Raw genomic sequence first — 23,751 nt, 5'->3', positions numbered from 1 at the left:
ACGTGAAGCGCGCCAACAACAAAGGTCCGTCGACCTAGCCTTTAGCCTGAAGCGTTTGGAGGAAGTCCATGGCAGCCAAGACAAAATTCCGGGGATCATTCACTGCCTTGGTGACGCCGTTCAAAAACGGCTCGGTGGACGAAGCCGCCTTCCGCGGCCTTGTGAACTGGCAGATCGCCGAGGGCACCCACGGCCTGGTGCCGGTCGGCACCACCGGCGAGAGCCCGACGCTGAGCCACGACGAGCACAAGCGGGTGGTCGAGTGGTGCATCGAGGAGGCCAAGGGCCGGGTGCCCGTGATCGCCGGCGCCGGCTCGAATTCGACCAAGGAGGCGATCGAGCTCGCCGAGCACGCCGAGAAGGCCGGCGCCACCGCGGTGCTGGTCGTGACGCCGTACTACAACAAGCCGACGCAGGAAGGCATGTATCAGCACTTCAAGGCGATCAACGATGCGATCGGCATTCCGATTATCATCTACAACATCCCGCCGCGCTCGGTGATCGACATGTCGGTCGACACCATGAAGCGGCTGTTCGAGCTGAAGAACATCGCCGGCGTCAAGGACGCCACCGCGAGCATGGTGCGGGTCTCGCAACAGCGCGCGGCGATGGGCGAGGATTTCAACCAGCTCTCCGGCGAGGACGCCACCATCATCGGCTACATGGCCCATGGCGGCCATGGCTGCATCTCGGTGACCTCGAACGTCGCGCCGCGGCTGTGCTCGGAGTTCCAGGCCGCCTGGCAGAAGGGCGACGTCACCACGGCACTGAAGATCCATGACAAGCTGATGCCGTTGCACACCAACCTGTTCATCGAGAGCAATCCGGCGCCGGTGAAGTACGCGATGTCGCTGCTCGGCAAGCTCGACGAGAAGCTGCGCCTGCCGATGGTGCCGGTCACCGAAGCGACCCGCCAGGCGGTCCGCAGCGCCATGGTCCATGCCGGCCTGATCAATTGAGCCGGACCGCGACCGCTGTGAACAGTGCCGTGCGCAACGTCGAGAAGGGGATGGGCATGCTGAAGGAATTCCGCGAATTCGCCATGAAGGGCAATGTCGTCGACCTCGCCGTCGCCGTCATCATCGGTGCAGCCTTCGGCGCGATCGTCACCTCGCTGGTCGGCGACATCATCATGCCGATCATCGGCGCGATCACGGGCGGACTCGACTTCTCCAACTATTTCACCGGGCTTTCCAAGGCCGTGAACGCGACCAACCTCGCCGACGCCAAGAAGCAGGGCGCGGTGCTGGCCTGGGGCAGCTTCCTGACGCTGACGCTCAATTTCCTGATCGTCGCTTTCGTGCTGTTCATGGTCGTCCGCTTCATGAATCAGTTCAAACGCAAGGATGAGGCCAAGCCCGCCGAACCGCCGAAGCCGTCCGACGAAGTCGTGCTACTGACGGAAATCCGCGACCTCCTCAAGAAGAGCTAAAGTGGCCGAGAAGAACGAACGCCCGATCAAGGTTGTTGCCGAAAACCGAAAGGCCCGCTTCAACTACGCAATCGAGGACACGATCGAGGCCGGCATTTCGCTGACCGGCACCGAAGTGAAATCAATCCGCAGCGGCAAGAGCACGATCGCGGAATCCTATGCGGATTCCAAGAACGGCGAGATCTGGCTGATCAACGCCAATATTCCTGAATATCTGCAGGCCAACCGCTTCAACCACGAGCCGAAGCGGCCGCGGAAGCTGCTGCTGCATCGCAAGCAGATCAACAAGCTGCTCGGCGCGGTCGACCGCGAGGGCATGACGCTCATTCCGCTGAAGCTGTATTTCAACGAGCGCGGCCGTGCCAAACTGCTGCTTGCGGTCGCCAAGGGCAAGAAGCTGCACGACAAGCGCGAGACCGAGAAGAAGCGCGACTGGAGCCGCGAGAAAGGCCGCCTGATGCGGGCGCGGGGATAGCGTTCAAGTCGTCATTGCGAGGAGCGAAGCGACGAAGCAATCCATCTGTCCAGTGCGCGTCTCTATGGATTGCTTCGCTTCGCTCGCAATGACGACCGAGGGAGATTTGGGTCATGAGCCAATCGAGCCTTACTGACGTCGACTGGAGCAAGATTCCGGCACCGAGCGACGACGGCGGCGCGACGCACCTCGTCGGCATGACGATCCCGCCGGTCAGGCTGCGTGCCACCGACGACACCGCAGTGGCGCTGTCGGCGCTCAAGGGCCGCACCGTGGCGTTCGCCTATCCGCGAACCGGCGAGCCCGGCAAGATCGGGCTGGTCGACGATTGGGATATGATCCCCGGCGCCCGCGGCTGCACCCCGCAGACCTGCGCATTCCGTGATCTGTTCGCCGAGCTGAAGGCGGCCGGTGCCGCCCAGGTGTTCGGGCTGTCGACGCAAAGCAACGCTTACCAGACCGAGATGGCGTCGCGCCTGCATCTGCCGTTCCCGGTGCTGTCCGACGAAGCGCTGGAACTGACGCACACGTTGAAGTTGCCGACGATGTCGGTGGCGGGCCTGACGCTGATCAAGCGGCTCGCGCTGGTGATCGACGACGCGCGCATCACGCATGTGTTCTATCCGGTGTTCCCGCCCGACCGGAACGCCGGAGATGTGCTGGAATGGCTGAAGGCCAATCCGCGGTCGGACTAGCTAGACTAGAGCAATATGAAGTCACGGGGTCGTTGCAGGGGGCGCTGCCGAAATATCGAGAACAACCCCATGCAAAGTAGCCGGCGGCGGCCGGCGTTCACCCAGGCAACTTGACACGTCGGGCAATTCAGGGGTATTTTCTATTATTCCGAAGTCGCGCGAGCGTCCTGCAGCATTTTGCATGCTTTGGATAGCGGTTCGCAAAGCGGATACCGGAAGGGGCGCTAGCCGAGTTCCTTGCGCACGGTCGCGAACACCTTTCGGAACATATCGGTCGTCAACACGCCGGTGTTCGTGTTGTAGCGCGAGCAGTGGTAGCTGTCGTAGAGCTTGAATTTGCCCGCGCTATGCACGGCACCGTGCACAAAGGGCGCGGCCGCCAAGCGAACATCCAGTGCCTTGAGAGTCGATTCGTGGGCGATTCGTCCGAGCATCACGATCGCGCGCAGCTTCGGCATCGTGGCGATAGTGGCGCGGAGGAATTGCCGGCAGGTGTTGATCTCGGCCGGCAGCGGCTTGTTCTGCGGCGGCACGCAGCGCACCGCATTGCTGATCCGGGCGTCGACCAGCTTCAGGCCGTCGTCCGGCCGCGCCTGATAGACGCCGCTTGCAAAACCATATTCGAGCAAGGTCGCGTAGAGCAGATCACCGGCGTAGTCGCCGGTGAAGGGACGGCCGGTGCGGTTGGCGCCCTGCATGCCCGGCGCGAGGCCCACGATCAACAACCGCGCATTCGGATCGCCGAACGATTCCACCGGCGAGTTGAACCAGTCCGGATGCAGTGCGCGCGCCTGCGCGCGGAAGTCGGCCAGCCTGACACAAAGCTGACAGTTGCTGTCGGGGCGCGTAGCAGCAGCGACGAGATTACTCGTCGAAATCGTCATCGGCTCCCCGTGGGGCCATGGTGGTCGCGCGCTGCAGGAATTGCGGGGAGTGGTGACGCGGTTCGCGCGGGGCCGGACGTTCCGACGGATCGCGGCCGAGCTTGGATTGCAGCTCGACGAGGTCGGTGAAGACGTCGGCCTGCCGGCGCAGCTCGTCGGCGATCATCGGCGGCTGGCTGGCGATGGTGGAGATGACCGTGACGCGAACGCCGCGGCGCTGCACGGCCTCCACCAGCGATCGGAAGTCGCCGTCGCCGGAAAACAGAATCATCTGGTCGATGTGCTCGGCGAGTTCCATGGCATCGACGGCGAGCTCGATGTCCATGTTGCCCTTCACCTTGCGGCGGCCGCTGGCGTCGATGAATTCCTTGGTCGCCTTGGTGACCACGGTGTAGCCGTTGTAATCGAGCCAATCGATCAACGGGCGGATCGACGAATACTCCTGATCCTCGATGATCGCCGTGTAGTAGAACGCACGGAGCAGGGTGCCGCGACTCTGGAATTCCTTGAGGAGGCGCTTGTAGTCGATGTCGAAGCCCAGCGTCTTCGCGGTGGCGTAAAGATTCGCTCCGTCGATGAAGAGCGCGATCTTGTTGGAAACAGGTGACGACATCAAAGTGTTCTCGCGTGGTTGTTAGTGTTCTTAGCGCAGCGGCAAACGACCGCGCGCAATTTCCGGCGTTGCTGCCTAAAGTTCTGTGAATCTTTCCCCACGACAGTCACCACCGCAATTATGGTGAGGCGAGGGCAAAAAGCCTAGACCTTTGACATTGCAATGAAGAGATTTACTCGCCTGGGACAGCAACCTAGCCATGTCGTCAGACGCTCCGGCCCTTCTGGCCCCCGTCAGACCGGGTTATCAGAGCCTGTTCGGAAGGCAAATCACAAATTTTACCTTGCGAAACGGGGGCTAGCCCTATAACTAACCCTCATAACCTACATGTTCGGTCCCTTTTACCACGGAGCGCCTCGAGATGGCTCGCGTCACCGTCGAAGATTGCATTGACAAGGTCGACAATCGTTTCGACCTCGTCCTGTTGGCCGCGCATCGCGCCCGGATGATCTCCTCGGGGTCGCAACTCACGGTTGATCGCGACAACGACAAGAATCCGGTCGTCTCGCTGCGCGAGATTGCCGATTCGACGATCTCGCCGGAAGACCTGAAAGAGGAACTCGTGCACTCCCTGCAGAAGTTCGTCGAGGTCGACGAGCCCGAGCCCGACACCGTGCCGCTGATCGGTTCCGCCGGTGCCAGCGTCGACGCCGACGACACCGAGGTGGCGGTCGAGCGGATGACCGAGGAAGAGCTGCTGAAGGGCCTCGAGGGACTGGCGCCCCCGGAGGAGCAGCCCGAGGAAGACGAGTAAGCTCGCCGTCGTTTCGAACAGATTTGCCGAAGGCCCGGACATTGCTCCGGGCCTTTGCTTTTGTTGACAATTTTGCTGTTACGGTGCGTCCTATGCGGACGCGGGAAATTGAATGGTTCCGGGGCCCGCGCGGGGTGCTGCTTCATTGGAAAGCGCACTAGATTGAGGAAAGGTGGGACGTTCCGGTCCCGCGCGAGAGGCAGCGAGTTCATGGCGTATCGACGCCGCAGTTCCATCCAGATGCAGGCTGCAACCGAAACGGTCGCGGTGGCGCCGACGTCGTCCACGGCGGAGAGGCCGGCCAAGCCGCGGACGCGAATGATGCGACAATATGACCTTGTCGAGCGCGTCCGCTCCTACAACCCCGACACCAACGAAGACCTGCTCAACCGCGCCTATGTCTACGCCATGAAGGCGCACGGCACGCAGACCCGTGCTTCCGGCGATCCCTATTTCTCGCATCCGCTCGAGGTCGCCGCGATCCTCACCAACCTCAAGCTCGACGACGCCACGATCGTGGCGGCGCTGCTGCACGACACGATCGAGGATACCGAGGCGACGCGGGCCGAGATCGACAATGTGTTCGGCCACGAGATCGGCGCGCTGGTCGAAGGCCTGACCAAGCTGAAGCGGCTGGAACTGGTGTCGCGCGAGGCCAAGCAGGCCGAGAATTTGCGCAAGCTGCTGCTTGCGATCGCCGACGACGTCCGCGTGCTGCTGATCAAGCTCGCCGACCGGCTGCACAACATGCGCACGCTGGAATTCGTGCCGCCGGCCTCGCGCCGGCGCATCGCCGAGGAGACGCTGGATATCTATGCGCCGCTGGCCGGTCGCATGGGTATGCACGAGATGCGCGAGGAACTCGAGGACCTTTCGTTCTTCGTGCTCGATCCAGAGGCCTATGCGGTGGTCAAGCAGCGGCTCGACTCGCTGGCCGAGCGCAACCGCAATTTGATCGGCGAGATCGAAACCCAGCTCTCCAAGAACCTGCAGAAGAACGGCATCACCGCGCGGGTATTCGGCCGCCGCAAGCAGCCGTTTTCGATCTGGACCAAGATGGAGCGCAAGTCGGTCGGCTTCGAGCAGCTGTCCGATATCTACGGCTTCCGCATCATCCTCGACGATGTCGGCGCCTGCTACCGCGCGCTCGGCATCGTCCACACCACCTGGCCGGTGGTGCCGGGCCGCTTCAAGGACTACATCTCGACCCCGAAGCAGAACGACTACCGCTCGATCCACACCACGGTGATCGGGCCGGGCAAGCAGCGCGTCGAGCTGCAGATCCGCACCGAGGACATGAACCAGATCGCCGAGTTCGGTATCGCCGCGCATGCCTTCTACAAGGAAGGCGCGGGCTCGCCGCACGAGCGGCTGAAGCACGAGTCCAACGCCTTCGCCTGGCTGCGCCACACCATCGGCATTCTCTCGGAAAGCGCCAATCCGGAAGAATTCCTCGAGCACACCAAGCTCGAGCTGTTCCACGACCAGGTGTTCTGCTTCACGCCGAAGGGCAAGCTGATCGCGCTGCCGCGCAACGCCAACGTGATCGATTTCGCCTATGCCGTTCACACCGGTGTCGGCAACAGCGCGGTCGGCTGCAAGATCAACGGCAAGTTCGCGCCGCTGTCCTCCGAGCTGCAGAACGGCGACGAGGTCGAGGTGCTGACCTCGAAGGCACAGTCGGCGCCGCCGTCGGCCTGGGAGGCGCTCGCCCGCACCGGCAAGGCGCGGGCTGCGATCCGCCGTGCCACCCGCGACGCGGTGCGCGACCAGTATGCCGGCCTCGGCCGCCGCATCGTCGACCGCCTGTTTGCCCGTGCCAAGATCGAATACGCCGACGACAAGCTGAAGGGCGCGTTGCCGCGGCTCGCGCGCGGCTCGATCGAGGACGTGATGGCCTCGGTCGGGCGCGGCGAGATCAAGGCCTCCGACGTCGCGCGCGCGATGTATCCCGATTACAAGGAAGAGCGGCTGGTGCGCTACGGTGCCAAGAAGGGTCTCGCCGCCAAGCTGAAGACGCAGAACCCGCCGCATCCGGCGCGCGCCACCTCGGTGATCCCGGTGCGCGGCATCAATTCCGACCTGCCGGTGAAGTTCGCGCCGAACGGCGGTGCGGTGCCGGGCGACCGGATCGTCGGCATCGTCACGCCGGGCGAGGGGATCACGATCTATCCGATCCAGTCGCCGGCGCTGAAAGATTTCGAGGAGGAGCCGGAGCGCTGGCTCGACGTGCGCTGGGATATCGACGAGACCATGCCGCAGCGCTTCCCGGCCCGTATCCTGGTCCACAATGTCAACGAGCCCGGCAGCCTCGCCCAGATCGCGACCGTGATCGCCGAGCACGACGGCAATATCGACAACATCCACATGTCGCGCCAATCGCCCGATTTCACGGAGCTGACCATCGATCTTGAGGTCTATGACCTCAAGCATCTCAGCGCTATCATCGCCCAGTTGCGCGCCAAGGCCGTCGTCGCTCGGGTCGAGCGCGTCAATGGGTAACGTCTCGTCGTTGCCGGGCTTGACCCGGCAATCCATCTTTCCAAAAGGATGGATGCGCGGGTCAAGCCCGCGCATGACGGGCTAGATTGCAGGTCAAAGAGATGTCCAAAACTCCGCCGCTGCGTCTCGGTATCAATGTTGATCACGTCGCCACCCTGCGCAACGCCCGGGGCGGAGCGCGGCCCGATCCGGTGCGGCTGGCGCTTGCCGCGATCGCGGCCGGCGCCGACGGCATCACCGCGCATTTGCGCGAGGATCGCCGCCACATCCGCGATGAGGACATGGCGCGGCTCAAGGCCGAGATCTCCAAGCCGCTGAATTTCGAGATGGCGGCGACCGACGACATGCTGCGGATCTCGCTCGCCACCAAGCCGCACGCGGTTTGCCTGGTGCCGGAACGGCGCCAGGAGCTCACCACCGAAGGCGGCCTCGACGTGGTCGGCCAGCACAACGCACTGGCGCCGTTCATCGCGCGGCTGGGTGACGCCGGCATCCGCGTCTCGCTGTTCATTGCCGCCGATCCCAGGCAGATCGAGATGGCCGCGAAGCTGAAGGCGCCCGTGATCGAGATCCACACCGGCGGCTGGTGCGACGCTGTGGTCGACGGCCACCAGGACAAGGCGGAGGCCGAATGGAAGCGCATCGTCGCCGGTGCCAGGCTGGCGCAGGCGGCCGGGCTCGAGGTCCATGCCGGCCACGGGCTCGACTATGACACCGCGGAGACGATTTCCGCGCTGCCCGAAATCCGGGAGTTGAACATCGGTTATTTCATGATGGGCGAGGCACTGTTCGTCGGCATCGCCGGGACGGTGCGTGAGATGCGTGCGGCGATGGACCGCGGCCGCGCCAGGGCGCAGGGTGGCGTCAGCGCATGATCATCGGCATCGGCTCCGACCTGATCGACATCACCCGGGTGGCCAAGGTGATCGAGCGCCATGGCGAGCGATTCCTCGATCGCATCTTCACCGACGCCGAGCGCGCCAAGGCGATGCGCCGTGCCAACAACGAGAAGATGGTGGTCGCAACCTACGCCAAGCGCTTTGCCGCCAAGGAAGCTTGCTCCAAGGCGCTCGGCACCGGTATCCGGCGCGGGGTGTGGTGGAAGGACATGGGCGTCGTGAACCTGCCGGGCGGGCGGCCGTCGATGCGGCTGACCGGCGGGGCGCTGGCCCGGCTGCAGGAACTGACGCCCGAGGGCATGCAGGCGCAGATCGACCTTTCGATCACCGACGATTGGCCGTTGGCCCAGGCCTTCGTCATAATTTCGGCGGTTGCCCCCGCCAGATGATCCCGCGGTGCCGGATTCTGCCGGAAAACTTCAGCAAACTAAAAAATCATTGATATTTCAATGAATTGCGAAGTTTTGAGGCGGCGATTGATTGCGCCCCTGCGAACAACCGTCTAAAACGCCGCAGGGTTATATCGAGCGAGACGCTGATTCCGGGTTTAGGCCGGAATTTGCCCTCAAGATCAGAATCAAGGCCATTTTCCTCACGCGAAGGCCGAACGCTTCGCGCGAAGAGAACGTTCTGCCACCGCGTGGACATCAGTCCACGGGAATTGGGAAAGCAATGAGCGTGACCACCGGGACCAAATCTGAAAGCGGCTTGGGCGAGACCATCCGCGTCGTCATCCATGCTCTTCTGATCGCGCTCGTCATCCGCACCTTCCTGTTCCAGCCGTTCAACATCCCCTCCGGGTCGATGAAGGCGACGCTCCTGGTCGGCGACTACCTGTTCGTCTCGAAATATTCCTATGGCTACAGCCACTATTCGATCCCGTTCTCGCCGAACATTTTCTCGGGCCGCATCTTCGGTTCGGAGCCGAACCGCGGTGACATCGTGGTGTTTCGGCTGCCGCGGGATGACTCCACCGACTACATCAAGCGCGTCATCGGGCTGCCCGGCGACCGCATCGAGGTGAAGAGCGGGCTGCTCTACATCAACGATGAGCCGATCAAGCGGGAGCGGCTGAGCGATTTCGTCGGCGAGGATCCCTGCGGCTCGGCGGATGCGACCGCCCGCGTCAAGCGCTGGAAGGAGACGCTGCCGAACGGCGTCAGCTATGAGACGCTGGACTGCACCGACAACAGCTACATGGACAACACCATCGTCTACACCGTTCCGCCCGGGCATTTCTTCATGATGGGCGACAACCGCGACAACTCCACCGACAGCCGCTTCCTGTCGCAGGTCGGCTACGTGCCGTTCGAGAACATCATCGGGCGAGCCCAGATGATCTTCTTCTCGATCGCCGAGGGCGAGCAGGCCTGGATGATCTGGCGCTGGCCGCTTGCCGTGCGGTGGAATCGCCTATTCTCTATCGTGCGATGAACGACGATACCGCATCCATCAACGATCCAGCGCCGACCGGCGAGCCGAGCCAGACGCCTGCCGCCGACGGCACAGCCGCGCCGAAGAAGCGGCGCAGCAAGGCGGCCAAGGCCGCTGAGGAGAAGGCCGCGATCGCCGGCACCGAGGCGCGGATCGGGTACACGTTCCAGGATCCCGCGCTGCTGACCACCGCGTTCACCCACGTCTCCGCGCTGAAGCCCGCCACCCGCAACCGCGCCGACAGCTACCAGCGGCTGGAGTTCCTCGGCGACCACGTGCTCGGGCTGATCGTGTCGGACATGCTGTTCCGGTCGTTCCCCAAGGCCGACGAGGGCGAATTGTCGAAGCGGCTCGCCGACCTCGTGCGCAAGGAGAGTTGCGCCGACGTCGCCAAGGCGCTCGGGCTGCTCGAGGACATCAAGCTCGGCATGGTGAAGGCGGTCGAGGGCGCCCGGCTGCGCAAGTCCGTGCTCGGCGATATCTGCGAAGCGGTGATCGGGGCGATCTTTCTCGACGGCGGCTACGAGGCCGCGCGCCAGTTCGTCGAGCGCAACTGGACCGAACGGATGCACAAGCTGCGCCGGCCGCTGCGCGATCCCAAGACCGTGTTGCAGGAATGGGCACAGGGCAAGGGGCTGCCGACGCCGGTCTATCGCGAGGTCGAACGCACCGGCCCGCATCACGATCCACAATTCCGCGTTGCGGTCGACCTGCCGGGCCTGGCCTCCGCCGAGGGCCTCGGTGGCAACAAGCGCGCGGCCGAGAAGGCGGCGGCATCCGCGATGATCGAGCGCGAAGGCGTCGGCACCAATGACTGACGAGGCCAAAGGGCAAGGGGACGCGACGCGCTGTGGCTTCGTCGCGCTGATCGGTGCGCCCAATGTCGGCAAGTCGACGCTGGTCAACGCGCTGGTGGGCTCCAAGGTCACGATCGTCTCGCGCAAGGTGCAGACCACGCGCGCGCTGATCCGCGGCATCGTGATCGAAGGCAACGCGCAGATCATCCTGGTCGACACGCCCGGCATCTTCGCGCCGCGGCGCCGGCTTGACCGCGCCATGGTGTCGACCGCCTGGAGCGGCGCGCACGACGCCGATCTCGTCTGCGTGCTGCTCGATGCGAAGTCGGGCCTCGACGAAGAGGCCAACGCGATCCTGACCAAGCTCGAAACCGTCGCGCATCCGAAGATCCTGGTGCTGAACAAGGTCGATCTCGTGCAGCGCGAGAAGCTGCTGGCGCTGGCGCAGGCCGCCAACGAGCGGATGCGCTTCGAGCACACCTTCATGATTTCGGCGCTATCCGGCGACGGCGTTGCCGATTTGCGCCAGACGCTCGCCAAGCTGGTACCGGCGGGGCCGTTCCTCTATCCCGAGGACCAGATGTCGGATGCGCCGATGCGGCATCTGGCGGCCGAGATCACGCGCGAGAAGATCTACAGCCATCTGCATCAGGAACTGCCGTACCAGTCGACGGTCGAGACCGACAGCTGGACCGACCGCAAGGACAAGTCGATCCGCATCGAGCAGACGATTTTTGTCGAGCGCGAGAGCCAGCGCAAGATCGTGCTCGGCAAGGGCGGCGCCACCATCAAGTCGATCGGCGCGCAGGCGCGTGCCGAGATCGCCGAGATCATGGGCGTCCCCGTGCATCTGTTCCTGTTCGTCAAGGTGCGCGAGAACTGGGGTGACGATCCCGACCGCTACAAGGAAATGGGACTGGAATTCCCCAAGGAATAAGAGTCGACGCTTGCATGAACGTGCCCAGAAATGTGCTGTGGTTTGAGGTTCTGCTCTATCTGTCGCTGACGCTGGATGCGCTGTCGGTGGCGTTTCAGGACCGCACGCCGACTGTCCTGAAGACCGAGCAGGTGATCATGGGTGAGACCCTGACGGCCGGCTGCATGATCCTGCTCCTGATGTATTTCGTCCGGCTTGCCGCGCAGCACCGCAAGAACTGGCCGCGCTGGGCGCTGCTCGCGGTGCTCGTCTTGTCGTTGATGTCCCTGGTGCAGGTCATCGGCGCAAGGGGCATGGAGATCGACAGCGCCATCGAGGTGGTGTCATGCATCCTGACCACGGCCGGGCTGTATTATTCCTTCACCGGCGACGCGCGGGGCTGGTTCAACGCGTAGCGAATGACGCGTGCGGAAAGCTGCGTTCATCCGCGGAATCCTGCTAGACTCCGCTCATGGAATGGACCGACGAAGGCATCGTGCTGGGCGTGCGGCGGCATGGCGAATCCTCCGCCATCGTCGAGCTGTTGACGCGCGAGCACGGCCGCCATCTCGGCCTGGTGCGCGGCGGCGCCAGCTCGCGGATGCGGCCGCTGCTGCAGCCCGGCAACAGCGTCACCGCGGTGTGGCGGGCGCGGCTCGACGAGCATCTCGGCATGTATGCGCTGGAGGGCACGCGGCTGCGCGCGGCGAAGCTGCTCGGCTCGTCGCATGCGGTCTATGGTGTCACGCATCTGGCGGCGCTGGCCCGGCTGCTGCCCGAGCGCGATCCGCATGAGGACATCTACGAGATGCTGGAGGGGACGCTCGACGATTTCGAGGACGCAGGCGTTGCCGCCGTGCACCTGATCCGGTTCGAGCTCGCGATGCTGACCGAGCTCGGCTTCGGGCTCGACCTGGAAAACTGCGCAGCCACCGGGGAGACCACCGACCTGATCTACGTGTCGCCGAAATCCGGCGGCGCGGTGTCGCGCGCCGCCGGCGAGCCATGGCGCGACCGGCTGTTGCCGCTGCCGGCGTTCCTGCGCGAAGGCGAGGGCGGCGCCAACAGCTGGTCGGACCAGGACCTGCTCGACGGCTTCCAGATCACCGGCCTGTTCCTGCTCCGCCACGTGCTGGAGCCCCGCGGCCAGGGCCATTCCGACGCCCGCGACGGATTTATCAACGCCGTGACGCGGCGGCGGGGCCGGAGCGCGGTTCCGTAAGGCCGATTCGGGCCTTAAATTCCCGCTGATTCGCGGCTTGCCCGATTCAGCGCCAAGGTTTAACGCCTCCCCATGGGAAAACGACAGATACCGCCGGAAGAGCCGGCCGAAATTCACGAGGTGCCGCTGCGTGATGCGCTCGAGGAGCGCTATCTCGCCTATGCGCTCTCGACCATCATGCATCGCGCGCTGCCGGACGCCCGCGACGGGTTGAAGCCGGTGCATCGGCGCATCCTCTACGGCATGGACCTGCTCGGGCTCGACCCGCGCGCCGCGTTCAAGAAGTCGGCCAAGATCGTCGGCGACGTGATGGGCTCGTTCCATCCTCACGGCGACCAGGCGATCTACGACGCCATGGTGCGCCTGGCGCAGGATTTCTCCTCGCGCTACCCGCTGGTCGACGGCCAGGGCAATTTCGGCAATATCGACGGCGACAACCCGGCCGCCTACCGCTACACCGAAGCGCGCATGACCGAGGTCGCGCGCCTCTTGCTCGAAGGCATCGACGAGGACGGCGTCGAGTTTCGTCTCAACTATGACGGCCAGTCGAAAGAGCCGGTGGTGCTGCCGGGCGGCTTCCCGAACCTGCTCGCCAACGGCGCGCAGGGCATCGCGGTCGGCATGGCGACCTCGATTCCGCCGCACAACGCCGCCGAGCTCTGCGACGCCGCGCTGCATCTGATCGAGAAGCCCGACGCCAAGTCGAAGGCGCTGCTGAAATGGGTCAAGGGCCCGGACTTCCCGACCGGCGGCATCGTGGTCGATTCCAAGGAAGCGATCGTCGAGGCCTACACCACGGGGCGCGGCTCGTTCCGCACCCGTTCGCGCTGGACCCAGGAGGAAGGCGCCCGCGGCACCTGGGTGGTCGTCGTCACCGAGATCCCGTGGCTGGTGCAGAAGTCGCGGATCGTCGAGAAGATCGCCGAGCTCATCAACGAGAAGAAGCTGCCGCTGGTCGCCGACGTCCGCGACGAGTCGGCCGAGGACGTCCGGCTCGTGATCGAGCCGAAATCGCGCACCGTCGATCCGGCGCTGATGATGGAGTCGCTGTTCCGGCTGACCGAGCTGGAAAGCAAGATCTCGCTGAACCTCAACGTGCTGATCAAGGGCCGCATCCCCAAGGTGGTCGGCCTTGCCGAGTGCCTGCGTGAATGGCTCGACCACCTGCGCGACGTGCTGGTCCGCCGGACCAAATTCCGCAAGACCCAGATCGAGCACCGCCTGGAAGTGCTGGGCGGCCACCTCGTCGCCTATCTGAACCTCGACAAGGTGATCAAGATCATCCGGACCGAGGACGAGCCGAAGCCGGTCTTGATGAAGACCTTCAAGCTCACGGAGATCCAGGCCGATGCCATCCTCAACATGCGCCTGCGCAATCTGCGCCGCCTGGAGGAGATGGAGATCCGCACCGAGGACAAAGACCTTCGTAAGGAGCTGAAGGGCATCGAGGGCCTGCTCGGTTCCGAGACGGAGCAATGGGCCAAGGTCAGCGATCAGGTGCGCAAGGTCCGCGATATCTTCGGGCCGAAGACGCCGCTCGGCAAGCGCCGCACCACCTTCGCCGATGCGCCCGAGCATGACCTCGCCGCGATCGAGGAAGCGCTGGTCGAGCGCGAGCCGTGCACCGTCGTGATCTCAGAGAAGGGCTGGGTACGGACGCTGAAGGGCCATGTCGAGGATCTCTCTGGCCTTGCCTTCAAGACCGACGACAAGCTCGAGCACTCGTTCTTCGCCGAGACCACCTCGAAGCTGTTGCTGTTTGCGACCAACGGCAAGTTCTATTCGCTCGACGTGGCAAAGCTGCCGGGCGGCCGCGGCCATGGCGAGCCGATCCGCATGTTCATCGACCTCGAGCAGGACGCCGCGATCATCTCGCTGTTCGTCAACAAGGGCGAGCGCAAGTTCCTGATCGCGAGCAGCGAGGGGCAGGGTTTTGTCGTCAAGGAAGAGGACTGCGTCGGCAACACCCGCAAGGGCAAGCAGGTGCTCAACGTTGAAATGCCGAACGAAGCCCGCGCGATCACGACTGTGAGCGGCGACACCGTTGCGGTGATCGGCACCAACCACAAGATGGTGCTGTTCGGCCTCGACCAGGTGCCGGAGATGGCGCGCGGCCGCGGCGTGCGCCTGCAGAAATACACCAGCGCGTCGCTGTCTGACGTTGCGGTGTTCGACGCCAAGGCCGGCTTGAGCTGGAAGGATTCCGCCGGCCGCGAGCACAGCATGACCATGAAGGAACTGGCCGACTGGCGCGGCAACCGCGCCGACGCCGGCCGGCTCGCCCACGGCCTGCCGAAGTCGAACAAGTTCAATCGCGGCGTGGAGTAACGGTGTTGTAGCCCGGATGAAGCGAAGCGAAATCCGGGAGCTCGCGCCGGATCACCAGTGATCCCGGATTGCGCTGCGCTCCATCCGGGCTACGGGGGCTCAGTGCGCGGTGTGATAGTATCCACATTTCACCGCGCTATAACCGTCGCCGACGACATCGGGCGACGGTTGCCATGGCGCACAATCACGACCACGACCACAGTGGTCATTCTCACGGACATGCCGGGCATTCCCATGCCGGGCACAGCCACGCGCCCGACAGTTTCGGCACGGCCTTTGCGGTCGGCGCGTCGCTGAACACCGCTTTCGTCGTCGCGGAGCTGATCTTCGGCTATTCCGCCAACTCGTTGGCGCTGGTCTCCGACGCGGTTCACAATCTCTCCGACGTCATCGCGCTGCTGTTGGCCTGGGGCGGGGCATGGCTCGCCGGCAGGCGACCGACCGATACTCACACCTATGGCTACCGTCGCGCCTCGATCCTGGCGGCGCTGTTCAATGCCGGGCTGCTCCTGATCGCGGTCGGCGGCATCGCGGTCGAGGCGATCAACCGCTTGCGCGAGCCGGCCGAGGTCGCAAGCTGGACCGTGGTCTGGGTCGCGGCGCTCGGCATCCTGATCAATGGCGGCACCGCGCTGCTGTTCATGCGCGGCCGCGACAGCGACCTCAATGTCCGCGGCGCCTATCTGCACATGGCGGCGGATGCCGGCGTCTCGCTCGGCGTCGTGATCGCCGCGCTCTTGATCATGGCGACCGGCTGGCAGTGGCTGGATCCCGCGATCAGCCTGGTGATCGCCGCAGTGGTGCTGCTGAGCGGCTGGGAGCTCGCCCGCGACAGCGTCAACCTCGCGCTCGACGCGGTGCCGAGGGGGATCGATCTCAAGCAGGTGCGGGATTATCTCATCGCGCTCGAAGGCGTCACCGAGGTGCACGACCTGCACATCTGGGCGATGAGCACCAGCGAGACCGCGCTGACCGCGCATCTGGTGCGGCCCGGCGGACACGACGATGTCTTCCTGCATCACGTCTGCGCCGAGCTCTCGGAGCGGTTCAGCATCCACCACGCGACGCTGCAGGTCGAGATCAGCAGCGAGACCTGCCGGCTGGCGCCGGCGGAAATGGTCTAGCCTAGGCAGCCGCGATCCACTCGCATTCAATTGATCGATCGACCCATGTCCACGTCTTCCACGGGCGTCGACGACACGGCACATTGCGACCGCACGCGTTCAAATCACCGGCGCGATCAAACGGGGGGGGCGACATGAAGAAGGCAATCGGTCTTGCGATGCTGCTCTGGACTGTGGGCGCGTTGCCGCATGCGGACGCCGAGCCGGCGAAACCAGGCGTCGAGAAGCTCTACATCCTCAACTGCGGTGAAGGCGTTGCAGGTGACATTTCACGCTGGTCGCCCGGCGTCAACGAAGGCAAGTCGATGGACTTCGTCGACAATTGCTACCTGATCAAGCATGCCCAGGGCTGGTTCCTGTGGGACACCGGGATTCCCGACGCGGTGGCGGCGATGCCGAACGGCCTTGCGCCGACCGATCCCAAGGCGGTCACCTGGCGGCGGCCGAAGACGCTCGCCGCGCAGCTCGACCAGCTCGGCGTCAAGCCGTCGGACATCAAGGCGATCGCCGTGTCGCACACCCATCCCGATCACATCGGCAATGTCGAGCTGTTCCCGGCCGCGATGCTGTATGTGCAGAAGGCGGAATATGAATGGCCCGGCGCCAACAACGCGCCGCGCTTCAAGCCCGAGCATCCCGTGACCAAGCTCGAAGGCGACCGCGACGTGTTCGGCGACGGCAGCGTCACCATCCTGTCGACGCCGGGCCACACGCCCGGCCACCAGTCGCTGCTGGTGAAGCTGCCGAAGACAGGTGCGATCGTGCTGACCGGCGATGCCGTTCACTTCAGGGATAATTGGGACAATCGGCGCGCGCCGAGCATGAACGCCAGCAAGGAGCAGACGCTGGCCTCGATGCAGAAGATCGCCGATACGCTGACGAAAGAGAAGGCGCAGCTCTGGATCAACCACGACAAGGCGCAGCGCGACGGGCTGAAGCTGTCGCCGGAATTCTACGACTGAGCCGCCGTGGCGGTGTTCGCTTTCGACCAGTTTCGAAAGATCTGCGCGGTCTTCTCGTCCATCGGAAAGAAGCTTTCGATGCGCAGCTCCTGCAGCGTGACGTCCTGCGGCGTCCCCAGCGTCGCGATCGTGGTGAACAATTGCAGGCTGACGTCGCCCTTGCGGAACAGCATCGGCAGCACCGGTCCGGATGCGGGACTTGCCGGCGCGGCCAACGCGGCCTCGACACCGTCATAGGCCAGCAGCCGCTTGAGCAATTCCGCCGTCGCGGTGGTGCCGTCGGCGGCGGCATCGGCCTCGACGCTGCGGACGAAGTAGCCGGCCACCTCGGTCCAGTTGGTGAGATAGGGGCGCAACACACCGGGCGCGACCAGCGCATCGGCGAGGTTGACCGCCGTGCCTGGCGCCAGCGGCCCGACCAGGAATTCCACCAGTTGGCTTGCGCCTGCATTGGCGAGCAGCAGATTCCAGTGCCGGTCGACCACGACCGCCGGGAAGGGCTCCTGCTGTGCCAGGATGAAATCGAGCGCGTAGCGGATCTGGGCGAGCTCCGGCGCGGCGAGGTCGGTTTGCCGCCAGACCGGCGCGAAGCCGGCCGCCACCAAGAGCGCGTTCTGCTGGCGCAACGGCACGTCGAGCGCCGCGGCAAGCCGGATCACCATGTCGCGGCTCGGAGCGGCGCGCCCGAGCTCGAGAAAGCTGAGATGGCGCTGGGAGATATCGGCGCGCCCGGCGAGCTCGAGTTGCGAGTGCCCCTTGCGCTGCCGCCACCAGCGCAGGCTGGCCGAAAAATCGCGCTGCTGCGACATGAATACCTGTGAAGTAGTTGCCGGAATGATCTCGCTGGGCAAGATGCCACAAGCGAACCGAAAACGCATGGGGATCGGGATGGGCGAGTGGATCGGCGTTGCGATTGCACTGGTCTCGAGCTGCCTCGGCGGCACCGCCGCGGCGATCACCCGTTACCTGGCGGGCAATGCCGACCCGATCACGCTGGCGATCCTGCGCTGGGTGATCGGCTTTCTCTGTGTGCTGCCCGCCGCGGTCCTGCTCGGGGCGAAGTGGCCGCGGCGTGACGACTTGCCGGCGGTCGCGGCGCTCGGCGTCGCCTTCTTCGGCGTGTTCTTCGTGCTTTATAATCTCGCGATGTCCTACACGACGGCGGCGCGCGCCAGCCTGGCGCTGGCGACCTTGCCGCTCTCGACGATGGTGGTCGGCGCCTTGCTCGGCTTCGAGCCGCTGACGATGCGCAAATCGATCGGGGTCTCGATCGCGGTGCTCGGCGTGGCGGCGGCGCTGGCATCCGGGCTGGCGGCGGCGCCAGTGGGCGCATGGCGCGGCGAACTGATCATGGCCGCCGCAGTGCTCTGCATGGCCTTCTACAACGTGCTGTCGCGGCCGTTCATCCGCCGCTCCAGCGCGCTCGGCTTCCTTGCCGTCGGCATGGGCGCCGGCGCGGCCGCGCTGGTGGCGGTGGGATCGTTCACCGGCAGCCTGGCGACGCTGCGCGAGTTCGGCACGTCGCAATGGATCGCGGGGCTCTATCTCGGCATAGCCGGCGGCGCGCTGGCTTTCATCCTGTGGGTGCTGGCGCTCGAGCGGGCCTCGCCGACCCGCGTCGCCAACACCATGACGGTCAATCCGATCGCCGCCGCGCTGCTTGCGAAGCAATTGGTCGGCGAGCCGATCACGGCCAATCTGGTCGTCGGCCTGATCGCGGTCTTCGCCGGGATCTGGATCGCGACGTCGGAAACCAAATCGGTCTGATCAGCCGCGCGGGGCGGCAGGCGCGGCCGCCGGCGGGGCAGGCGAGTGCGTCGGCTTCAGCGTGCCGGCGTAGAACGACAGGACGAACACCAGGATAAGGCCGACAAGATAGACCCCATAGGATTGCGGCGGGGTGATCGCCCATTGCATGAGGCGTCGGATCGGGTTTGGCGGGCCAGCGTCGTTGTCCATGCGCTGTTGTGCGCGAAGGCCCGGACAAAAGGAAGCGGAATCGGCGCCATTCGGCGGCCGTGTTCCGCGCGAAATGGTGAGGCGGGCGGCCTTGCAATGCCGCATTGGCGTTCGCATCTGTCACGCGACGACCGACCCTTCCTCCCGCACCAATTGCCCGGCATAATCCAGCTTATGGAACTGACGCCCCGTTTGCGCCTCATGAATTGGCTGGTCCGCCAGGGTCTGACGGGCCTGCCGGAAAACGACCTGCTGCGCGGTTTCTGCGAGCGCTGCCGGGCCGCGGGCATGCCGCTGTCGCGGGCGATCGTCTTCATCGATACGCTGCATCCGATCTTCGAGGGACGCGGTTTCCGCTGGAACGACGGCGAGAGCAACGAGGCCGACATCTTCGAATACGGCTCGACCAGCACCGGCGAGGCCAGCCAGACCTGGCGGCGGTCGGCCTTCTATCACATGCTCGAAAACGGCCATGACGAGATAGTGATCGATCTCGCCGACACCTCGCACGATTTCTCGATGATCGGCGAGCTGGCGGAGAAGGGCCACAAGCATTTCGCCGCCTTCGTGCATCGCTTCGGCGAGGCCGGCACGATCGGCGAGATGGACTGCTTCTACTCCTACTACACCACCCGCCGCTCGGACGGGTTCGACGAGAACCACATGGCGGCGCTGCGCGACCTGGTGCCGGTGCTCGGGCTCGCGATCAAATCGGCCGCGCAGGTCGAGATCGCCCGCACGCTGGGGCGGGTCTATCTCGGCCGGGACACCGCGGAGCAGGTGCTGCGCGGACGCATGCAGCGCGGCATCACCGAGAAGATCAAGGCCGTGCTGTGGTACTCCGACGTGCGCGGCTCCACCGCGATCAGCGAGCGGATCGGCCCGGACGAGATCATTCCGTTCCTCAACGACTATGCGCAGGCATCGATCGACGCGATCCATGACGCCGGCGGCGAGGTGCTGAAGCTGATCGGCGACGGCGTGCTGGCGATGTTCACCGGAGAGAACGTGGCAGGCGCCAAGCGAGCGGCGCTGCGGGCCGAGCACAGATTCCGGCATAACATGCGCGTGCTGAACGATCGCCGCGAGAACGAGGGCCGGCCGACCACCACGGCCTATGTCGGGCTCCATGTCGGCCAGGTGTTCTACGGCAATATCGGCAGCGAGGACCGGCTGGATTTCACGGTGGTCGGGCCCGCCGTCAACGAGGTGAGCCGGATCGCATCGATGTGCGCCTCGGTCGACCGCGAACTATTGACCTCGACCGATTTCCGCACCGGGCTCGACGCCGCCGGCCGCAACTATCTGGTCTCCACCGGCCGTTTCGTGCTGCGCGGCATCGGCCATGCACAGGATCTATACACGCTGGATCCGGCGATTGCCGCCGACGAGGTCGTCGGCGGCAAATACGAGCGGTACCTGGCGAGCTAGCGTCTCTCCACCGTCGTTGCGAGAAGCTCGCGACAAAATTGCAGAGCAATTTTGCGCTGAAGCGACGAAGCAATCCATCGTCCCGCATATGCGGAAAAATGGATTGCTTCGTGGAGCCTGTCATCGGGCGCGCATTCGCGCGACCCGTTGGCTCGCAATGACGGCTGAGAAGACCCGGGATCAGCACCGCGCGGGTTCGCCGACCATGTCGGGCTGCCGCGTCAGCGCCACCGCGGGCGACATCAGGATCACCAGCGCCTGGGCGGCGAAGATCGCGGCCGCGAGATAGAGGCAGGCTTCGGCGCCGTAGAGGCCGCCGACGACCGCGCCGAGCGCGGAGCCGAGCGGGCGCGCGCCGTAACTCATGATGTTGATCGCCGAGACGCGCCCGAGCAGCGAGGGCGGCGTCACCGACTGCCGCAGCGTGGTGGTCGAGATCACCCACAGGATCGGGCCGACGCCGAGCAGGAAGAAAGCTGAGGCCGGCGAGCAGCGGCGTCGCAAACCAAGTCGTCAGCGCCATCACGGCCGCGGCGACGAAGCCGGTAACCGGGCCGAGCCCGATCACGGTGCCGAACGCCAGCCGCTTCATCACGCGGGTCGCGAACAGCGCACCGACCACCATGCCGACGCCGTACATCGCAAGCGTGGTGCCGACGCCGGTGGCGCTGAGCCCGAGATGGCGCACCGCATAGGGCACGAACACGGCGAGCAGCAGGAACGACGCAGTGTTGAAGATGAACTGGGTGATGAACACCGGCCGCAGCAAGGCGTGGTGCATCACGAAGGCCGCGCCTTCCTTTATGTCCTGCAACGGATGGCGCCGCGGGGCAGGCTGGCGCGCCGGCTCGTAGATGCCGGCGAGCAGCACGACCGCGATCGCCGACAATGCCGCGGCGAAGCCGAATGCGGGCGCGGCCCCGACCCAGCCGACCAGCACGCCGCCGAGCGCGGGGCCGCTGGCGAACGCGACGGTACGCGCGAGCTCGATGCGGGCGTTCGCCGCCGGCAATTGCTGTGACGTCACCAGCGAAGGGACCAGCGCCGGCGCAGCGACGCTGTAGGCGACCGTGCCGCAGACCGCGATGAAGCCGAGCAAAGCGAGCAGCGGCAGCGTCATCAGGCCGAGCCACAAGAGCAGCAGGATCGCGGCAAGCGCGGCCGCGCGCAGCGCTTCGGAGCCCGCCATCACCCAGCGCCGCGACACGCGGTCGGCGAGCAGGCCGGCGGGAATCGCAAACAGGATGAAGGGCAGCGTCAGTGCGGTCTGCAACAGGCCGGTCTGGCCTTCGCCGACGCCGAGCAGCAGCACAGCGACGATGGGCGCAGCCGCAAGCGCAATCTGTTCGGCGGATTGCGCGGCGAGATTGGACCAGGCCAGGCGGTTGAAGGTGGCCGGCAGGCGAGGCGTATCGGCGGACATGACGGAATCCTTGATCATTCGACTGCCCGGTAGTGTGTGGTTGGAAGAGGCCCGATCCCACCCGTTTCCCGATAACGCCAAAAGCAGAAGCCCGCCGAAGGGGATCGGCGGGCTCTTCCAGAGTCAGACTTGGCTGAAAGCAGTCACTGCGGTTTGGGAGCAGGCGCCAGTTGGCCCGTAATGGTGCCGACCAGCGCGGTTGGCGCGCTTTCGATGCCCACCGTCGGTGTTTCGGCGACCTCGGCCTTGCGCTGCGCCAGCGCGCTGGTCAGGCTGGTGAGTGCGTCGGAGCCGGCGGGGAAGCCGGCCTCCGAGAGGATCTTGTCGATCATCGGCTTGAATGCGGAGACCGACAGCAGCTGCGCGGCGAGCCCGTCGCCGAGCCCGAGGCCGCCATTGCCGTTGGCGTGGCCATTGGCGCCGCCGCGACCGAGCATGCTGCCGGTGTCGAAGATCCGGATGTCGGAAATCTTCTCGATCGGCTTCACCGCCTCGGCGAGCGCGCTCGGGATCACGTTGATCCGCGCGAGGTTGAGATCGTAGGCGATCATGTCGGCGCTCAGTCTGTTGCGCGCCTCCGCCTTCATCGTCGCGACCTCGGCTTCGGCCTGGCCGAGCGCCTTGACGCCGGCAGCGCGGGTGGTGGCAGCCGCCGCATCGGCCTTGGCGAGCACGTTGGTGGCTTCCGCCTTGTTGGCGGCGGCCTGGCGTTCCGCCTCGGCCATTACCGTGATCGGCATCGCGTCGGTCTCGGCCGCCTTGCGCGCCGCGATCACGTTGATGATCTTGTCGCGCTCGGCGATCTCGGTGGCGCGGGCGGTGGTGACCTTTTCCTCGGCGGCGATCGCGACGGCACGCGCGGTCTCGGCGATGGTCTGGGCTTCCGACTGCTCCTTGCTCTTGGCCGCGACCGCGATCGCGCTTTCCTGCGCGACGATCTGAAGGTCGCGCTCCATCTCGGTGTTGCGGCGCTTGACCGCGAGATCGGCCTCGATCTTGCGCGTGTCGCGGGCCTGGTTGGCCTCGGTCTGCTTGTTGGCGACCGCGAGCTCCTGCTGGATGCGGTATTCGGCCTCGTTCTGCAGCGCGGTCTGTTCGACCTGCGCCGTCTGCGCGCGCATCGCGGCGGTCTTGTTGGCGATGTCGCGCTGCTGGGCGAGCTCGGCCTCGCGCTTGGTGCTTTCGATCGTCAGCGTGGTCTGCCGCGCCACCAGATCCTGCTGGGCGATGTTGACCTCGGTGGTGCGGACGATCTGGTTGCGCTCCTGCTCACGCTCCTTGGTGATCTTGGTCAGCGTGGTGAGACCATGCGCATCGAAGAAATTGCTCGGGTTGAAGTGCTTGATGTCGCTCTGGTCGAGCTTCGTCAGCGACACCGATTCAAGCTCGAGACCGTTGTTCTGGATGTCGGCGCCGACCGCGTCCTGCACCGCCTTGACGAAGGTGGCGCGCTGCTCCTGCAATTCCTCGAGGTTCATGGTCGCGGCGACCGAGCGCAGGCCGTCGACGAACTTGGCCTCGACCAGCTCGCGCAGCTCGGCCGCGTCATTGGTGCGGTTGCCGAGGGTCTGCGCCGCGAGCGCGATCGACGACGCGTCGGGTTTGACGCGCAGATAGAACTCGGCGCCGATGTCGACGCGCATGCGGTCCTTGGTGATCAGCGAGTCCGGGCCGCCGCGCGCGACCTCGAGCCGTAGCGTTTTCAGGTTCACCGCGGCGGTGGAGTGGAAGATCGGCAGCACGAGCGAGCCGCCGTCGAGCACCACCTTCTGGCCGCCGAGGCCGGTGCGGACATAGGCCTCGTCGCGCGTCGAGCGTTTGTAGAGCTTTGCGAACAGGAGACCGATAACGAGGATGACGATGACGCCAATAACGACGGGTACAGCAAGTTCCCACATGTG

Annotated in this window: 23 protein-coding genes and 1 pseudogene; 18 read left to right on the top strand and 6 right to left on the bottom strand. The window is 65.2% G+C overall.

What is annotated here, in order from left to right; translation table 11 throughout:
• Positions 1–68: 68 nt before the first annotated feature.
• The 4 genes from dapA (at position 69) to ACVMIH_RS09490 (ending at position 2,602) form a co-directional block, all read left to right on the top strand.
• Complete coding sequence (dapA, locus tag ACVMIH_RS09505) at positions 69–959, top strand: 4-hydroxy-tetrahydrodipicolinate synthase (protein WP_057020758.1); 891 nt, start codon at positions 69–71, stop codon at positions 957–959.
• 56 nt (positions 960–1,015) lie between these two features.
• Complete coding sequence (mscL, locus tag ACVMIH_RS09500) at positions 1,016–1,432, top strand: large conductance mechanosensitive channel protein MscL (RefSeq protein WP_057020874.1); 417 nt, start codon at positions 1,016–1,018, stop codon at positions 1,430–1,432.
• A 1-nt stretch (position 1,433) separates the two neighbouring features.
• Positions 1,434–1,907, top strand: a complete 474-nt coding sequence (gene smpB / locus ACVMIH_RS09495; protein WP_057020757.1) for an SsrA-binding protein SmpB — start codon at positions 1,434–1,436, stop codon at positions 1,905–1,907.
• 113 nt (positions 1,908–2,020) lie between these two features.
• A complete protein-coding gene (locus ACVMIH_RS09490; protein ID WP_057020756.1) occupies positions 2,021–2,602 on the top strand; it encodes a peroxiredoxin in 582 nt (193 codons plus the stop codon).
• A 224-nt stretch (positions 2,603–2,826) separates the two neighbouring features.
• Here ACVMIH_RS09490 and ACVMIH_RS09485 read toward each other — a convergent pair whose 3' ends face one another.
• Together ACVMIH_RS09485 and ACVMIH_RS09480 are read right to left on the bottom strand one after the other, a co-directional pair.
• Positions 2,827–3,486: a uracil-DNA glycosylase gene (locus ACVMIH_RS09485; protein ID WP_057020755.1), complete on the bottom strand. Its 660-nt coding sequence runs from the start codon at positions 3,484–3,486 to the stop codon at positions 2,827–2,829.
• Positions 3,467–4,099, bottom strand: a complete 633-nt coding sequence (locus tag ACVMIH_RS09480; RefSeq protein ID WP_016844002.1) for a LabA-like NYN domain-containing protein — start codon at positions 4,097–4,099, stop codon at positions 3,467–3,469. Before ACVMIH_RS09480 ends, ACVMIH_RS09485 begins: the two co-directional genes overlap by 20 nt.
• Positions 4,100–4,460: 361 nt before the next feature.
• Between ACVMIH_RS09480 and rpoZ the strand changes: the two genes are divergently transcribed.
• The 12 genes from rpoZ (at position 4,461) to ACVMIH_RS09420 (ending at position 17,037) form a co-directional block, all read left to right on the top strand.
• The gene (gene rpoZ, locus ACVMIH_RS09475; protein WP_016844003.1) at positions 4,461–4,853 is read left to right on the top strand and encodes a DNA-directed RNA polymerase subunit omega; all 393 of its coding nucleotides are present in this window, start codon (positions 4,461–4,463) and stop codon (positions 4,851–4,853) included.
• Between the two features lie 210 nt (positions 4,854–5,063).
• The gene (locus ACVMIH_RS09470) at positions 5,064–7,355 is read left to right on the top strand and encodes a RelA/SpoT family protein (RefSeq protein WP_057020754.1); all 2,292 of its coding nucleotides are present in this window, start codon (positions 5,064–5,066) and stop codon (positions 7,353–7,355) included.
• Positions 7,356–7,456: 101 nt separating this feature from the next.
• The gene (locus ACVMIH_RS09465) at positions 7,457–8,230 is read left to right on the top strand and encodes a pyridoxine 5'-phosphate synthase (RefSeq protein ID WP_057020753.1); all 774 of its coding nucleotides are present in this window, start codon (positions 7,457–7,459) and stop codon (positions 8,228–8,230) included.
• Entirely contained in the window at positions 8,227–8,643 is a 417-nt protein-coding gene (gene acpS, locus ACVMIH_RS09460; protein ID WP_021078359.1) for a holo-ACP synthase, read from the top strand. Before ACVMIH_RS09465 ends, acpS begins: the two co-directional genes overlap by 4 nt.
• Before the next feature lie 283 nt (positions 8,644–8,926).
• Complete coding sequence (gene lepB, locus ACVMIH_RS09455; RefSeq protein WP_028333840.1) at positions 8,927–9,688, top strand: signal peptidase I; 762 nt, start codon at positions 8,927–8,929, stop codon at positions 9,686–9,688.
• Positions 9,685–10,506, top strand: a complete 822-nt coding sequence (rnc, locus tag ACVMIH_RS09450) for a ribonuclease III (protein WP_057020752.1) — start codon at positions 9,685–9,687, stop codon at positions 10,504–10,506. The genes lepB and rnc overlap by 4 nt, the downstream gene beginning before the upstream one ends.
• Positions 10,499–11,422, top strand: coding sequence for a GTPase Era (gene era, locus ACVMIH_RS09445; protein ID WP_057020751.1), 924 nt, complete (start codon positions 10,499–10,501; stop codon positions 11,420–11,422). Before rnc ends, era begins: the two co-directional genes overlap by 8 nt.
• A 14-nt stretch (positions 11,423–11,436) precedes the next feature.
• The gene (locus ACVMIH_RS09440) at positions 11,437–11,817 is read left to right on the top strand and encodes a hypothetical protein (RefSeq protein ID WP_057020750.1); all 381 of its coding nucleotides are present in this window, start codon (positions 11,437–11,439) and stop codon (positions 11,815–11,817) included.
• Between the two features lie 56 nt (positions 11,818–11,873).
• On the top strand, positions 11,874–12,623 hold the full coding sequence (recO, locus tag ACVMIH_RS09435) for a DNA repair protein RecO (RefSeq protein WP_253590069.1): 750 nt from the start codon (positions 11,874–11,876) through the stop codon (positions 12,621–12,623).
• A 72-nt stretch (positions 12,624–12,695) separates the two neighbouring features.
• On the top strand, positions 12,696–14,951 hold the full coding sequence (gene parC / locus ACVMIH_RS09430) for a DNA topoisomerase IV subunit A (protein ID WP_456792370.1): 2,256 nt from the start codon (positions 12,696–12,698) through the stop codon (positions 14,949–14,951).
• 173 nt (positions 14,952–15,124) lie between these two features.
• The gene (locus ACVMIH_RS09425; protein ID WP_456861493.1) at positions 15,125–16,075 is read left to right on the top strand and encodes a cation diffusion facilitator family transporter; all 951 of its coding nucleotides are present in this window, start codon (positions 15,125–15,127) and stop codon (positions 16,073–16,075) included.
• A 134-nt stretch (positions 16,076–16,209) separates the two neighbouring features.
• A complete protein-coding gene (locus ACVMIH_RS09420) occupies positions 16,210–17,037 on the top strand; it encodes an N-acyl homoserine lactonase family protein (protein ID WP_456861492.1) in 828 nt (275 codons plus the stop codon).
• Here ACVMIH_RS09420 and ACVMIH_RS09415 read toward each other — a convergent pair.
• A complete protein-coding gene (locus tag ACVMIH_RS09415) occupies positions 17,028–17,846 on the bottom strand; it encodes a helix-turn-helix domain-containing protein (protein ID WP_456814446.1) in 819 nt (272 codons plus the stop codon). The genes ACVMIH_RS09420 and ACVMIH_RS09415 overlap by 10 nt on opposite strands.
• A 79-nt stretch (positions 17,847–17,925) precedes the next feature.
• Between ACVMIH_RS09415 and ACVMIH_RS09410 the strand changes: the two genes are divergently transcribed.
• On the top strand, positions 17,926–18,804 hold the full coding sequence (locus ACVMIH_RS09410; RefSeq protein ID WP_456814445.1) for a DMT family transporter: 879 nt from the start codon (positions 17,926–17,928) through the stop codon (positions 18,802–18,804).
• Here the strand turns inward: ACVMIH_RS09410 and ACVMIH_RS09405 are convergent, their stop codons facing one another.
• Positions 18,805–18,996, bottom strand: coding sequence for a hypothetical protein (locus ACVMIH_RS09405; protein ID WP_057020744.1), 192 nt, complete (start codon positions 18,994–18,996; stop codon positions 18,805–18,807).
• Positions 18,997–19,170: 174 nt separating this feature from the next.
• Between ACVMIH_RS09405 and ACVMIH_RS09400 the strand changes: the two genes are divergently transcribed.
• Entirely contained in the window at positions 19,171–20,427 is a 1,257-nt protein-coding gene (locus ACVMIH_RS09400) for an adenylate/guanylate cyclase domain-containing protein (protein WP_456861490.1), read from the top strand.
• A 180-nt stretch (positions 20,428–20,607) separates the two neighbouring features.
• Here ACVMIH_RS09400 and ACVMIH_RS09395 read toward each other — a convergent pair.
• Both ACVMIH_RS09395 and ACVMIH_RS09390 read right to left on the bottom strand, forming a co-directional pair.
• Positions 20,608–21,868: pseudogene (locus ACVMIH_RS09395) on the bottom strand (MFS transporter).
• A gap of 125 nt (positions 21,869–21,993) precedes the next feature.
• Positions 21,994–23,748 (bottom strand): flotillin family protein, encoded by a 1,755-nt coding sequence (locus ACVMIH_RS09390; RefSeq protein ID WP_168855951.1) that lies wholly within the window; start codon positions 23,746–23,748, stop codon positions 21,994–21,996.
• Positions 23,749–23,751: the final 3 nt, after the last annotated feature.

Source organism: Bradyrhizobium sp. USDA 4503, from assembly GCF_054055815.1.
Note: the sequence above shows the minus strand (reverse complement) of the source record. Positions and strands in the feature narration are given on the sequence as shown.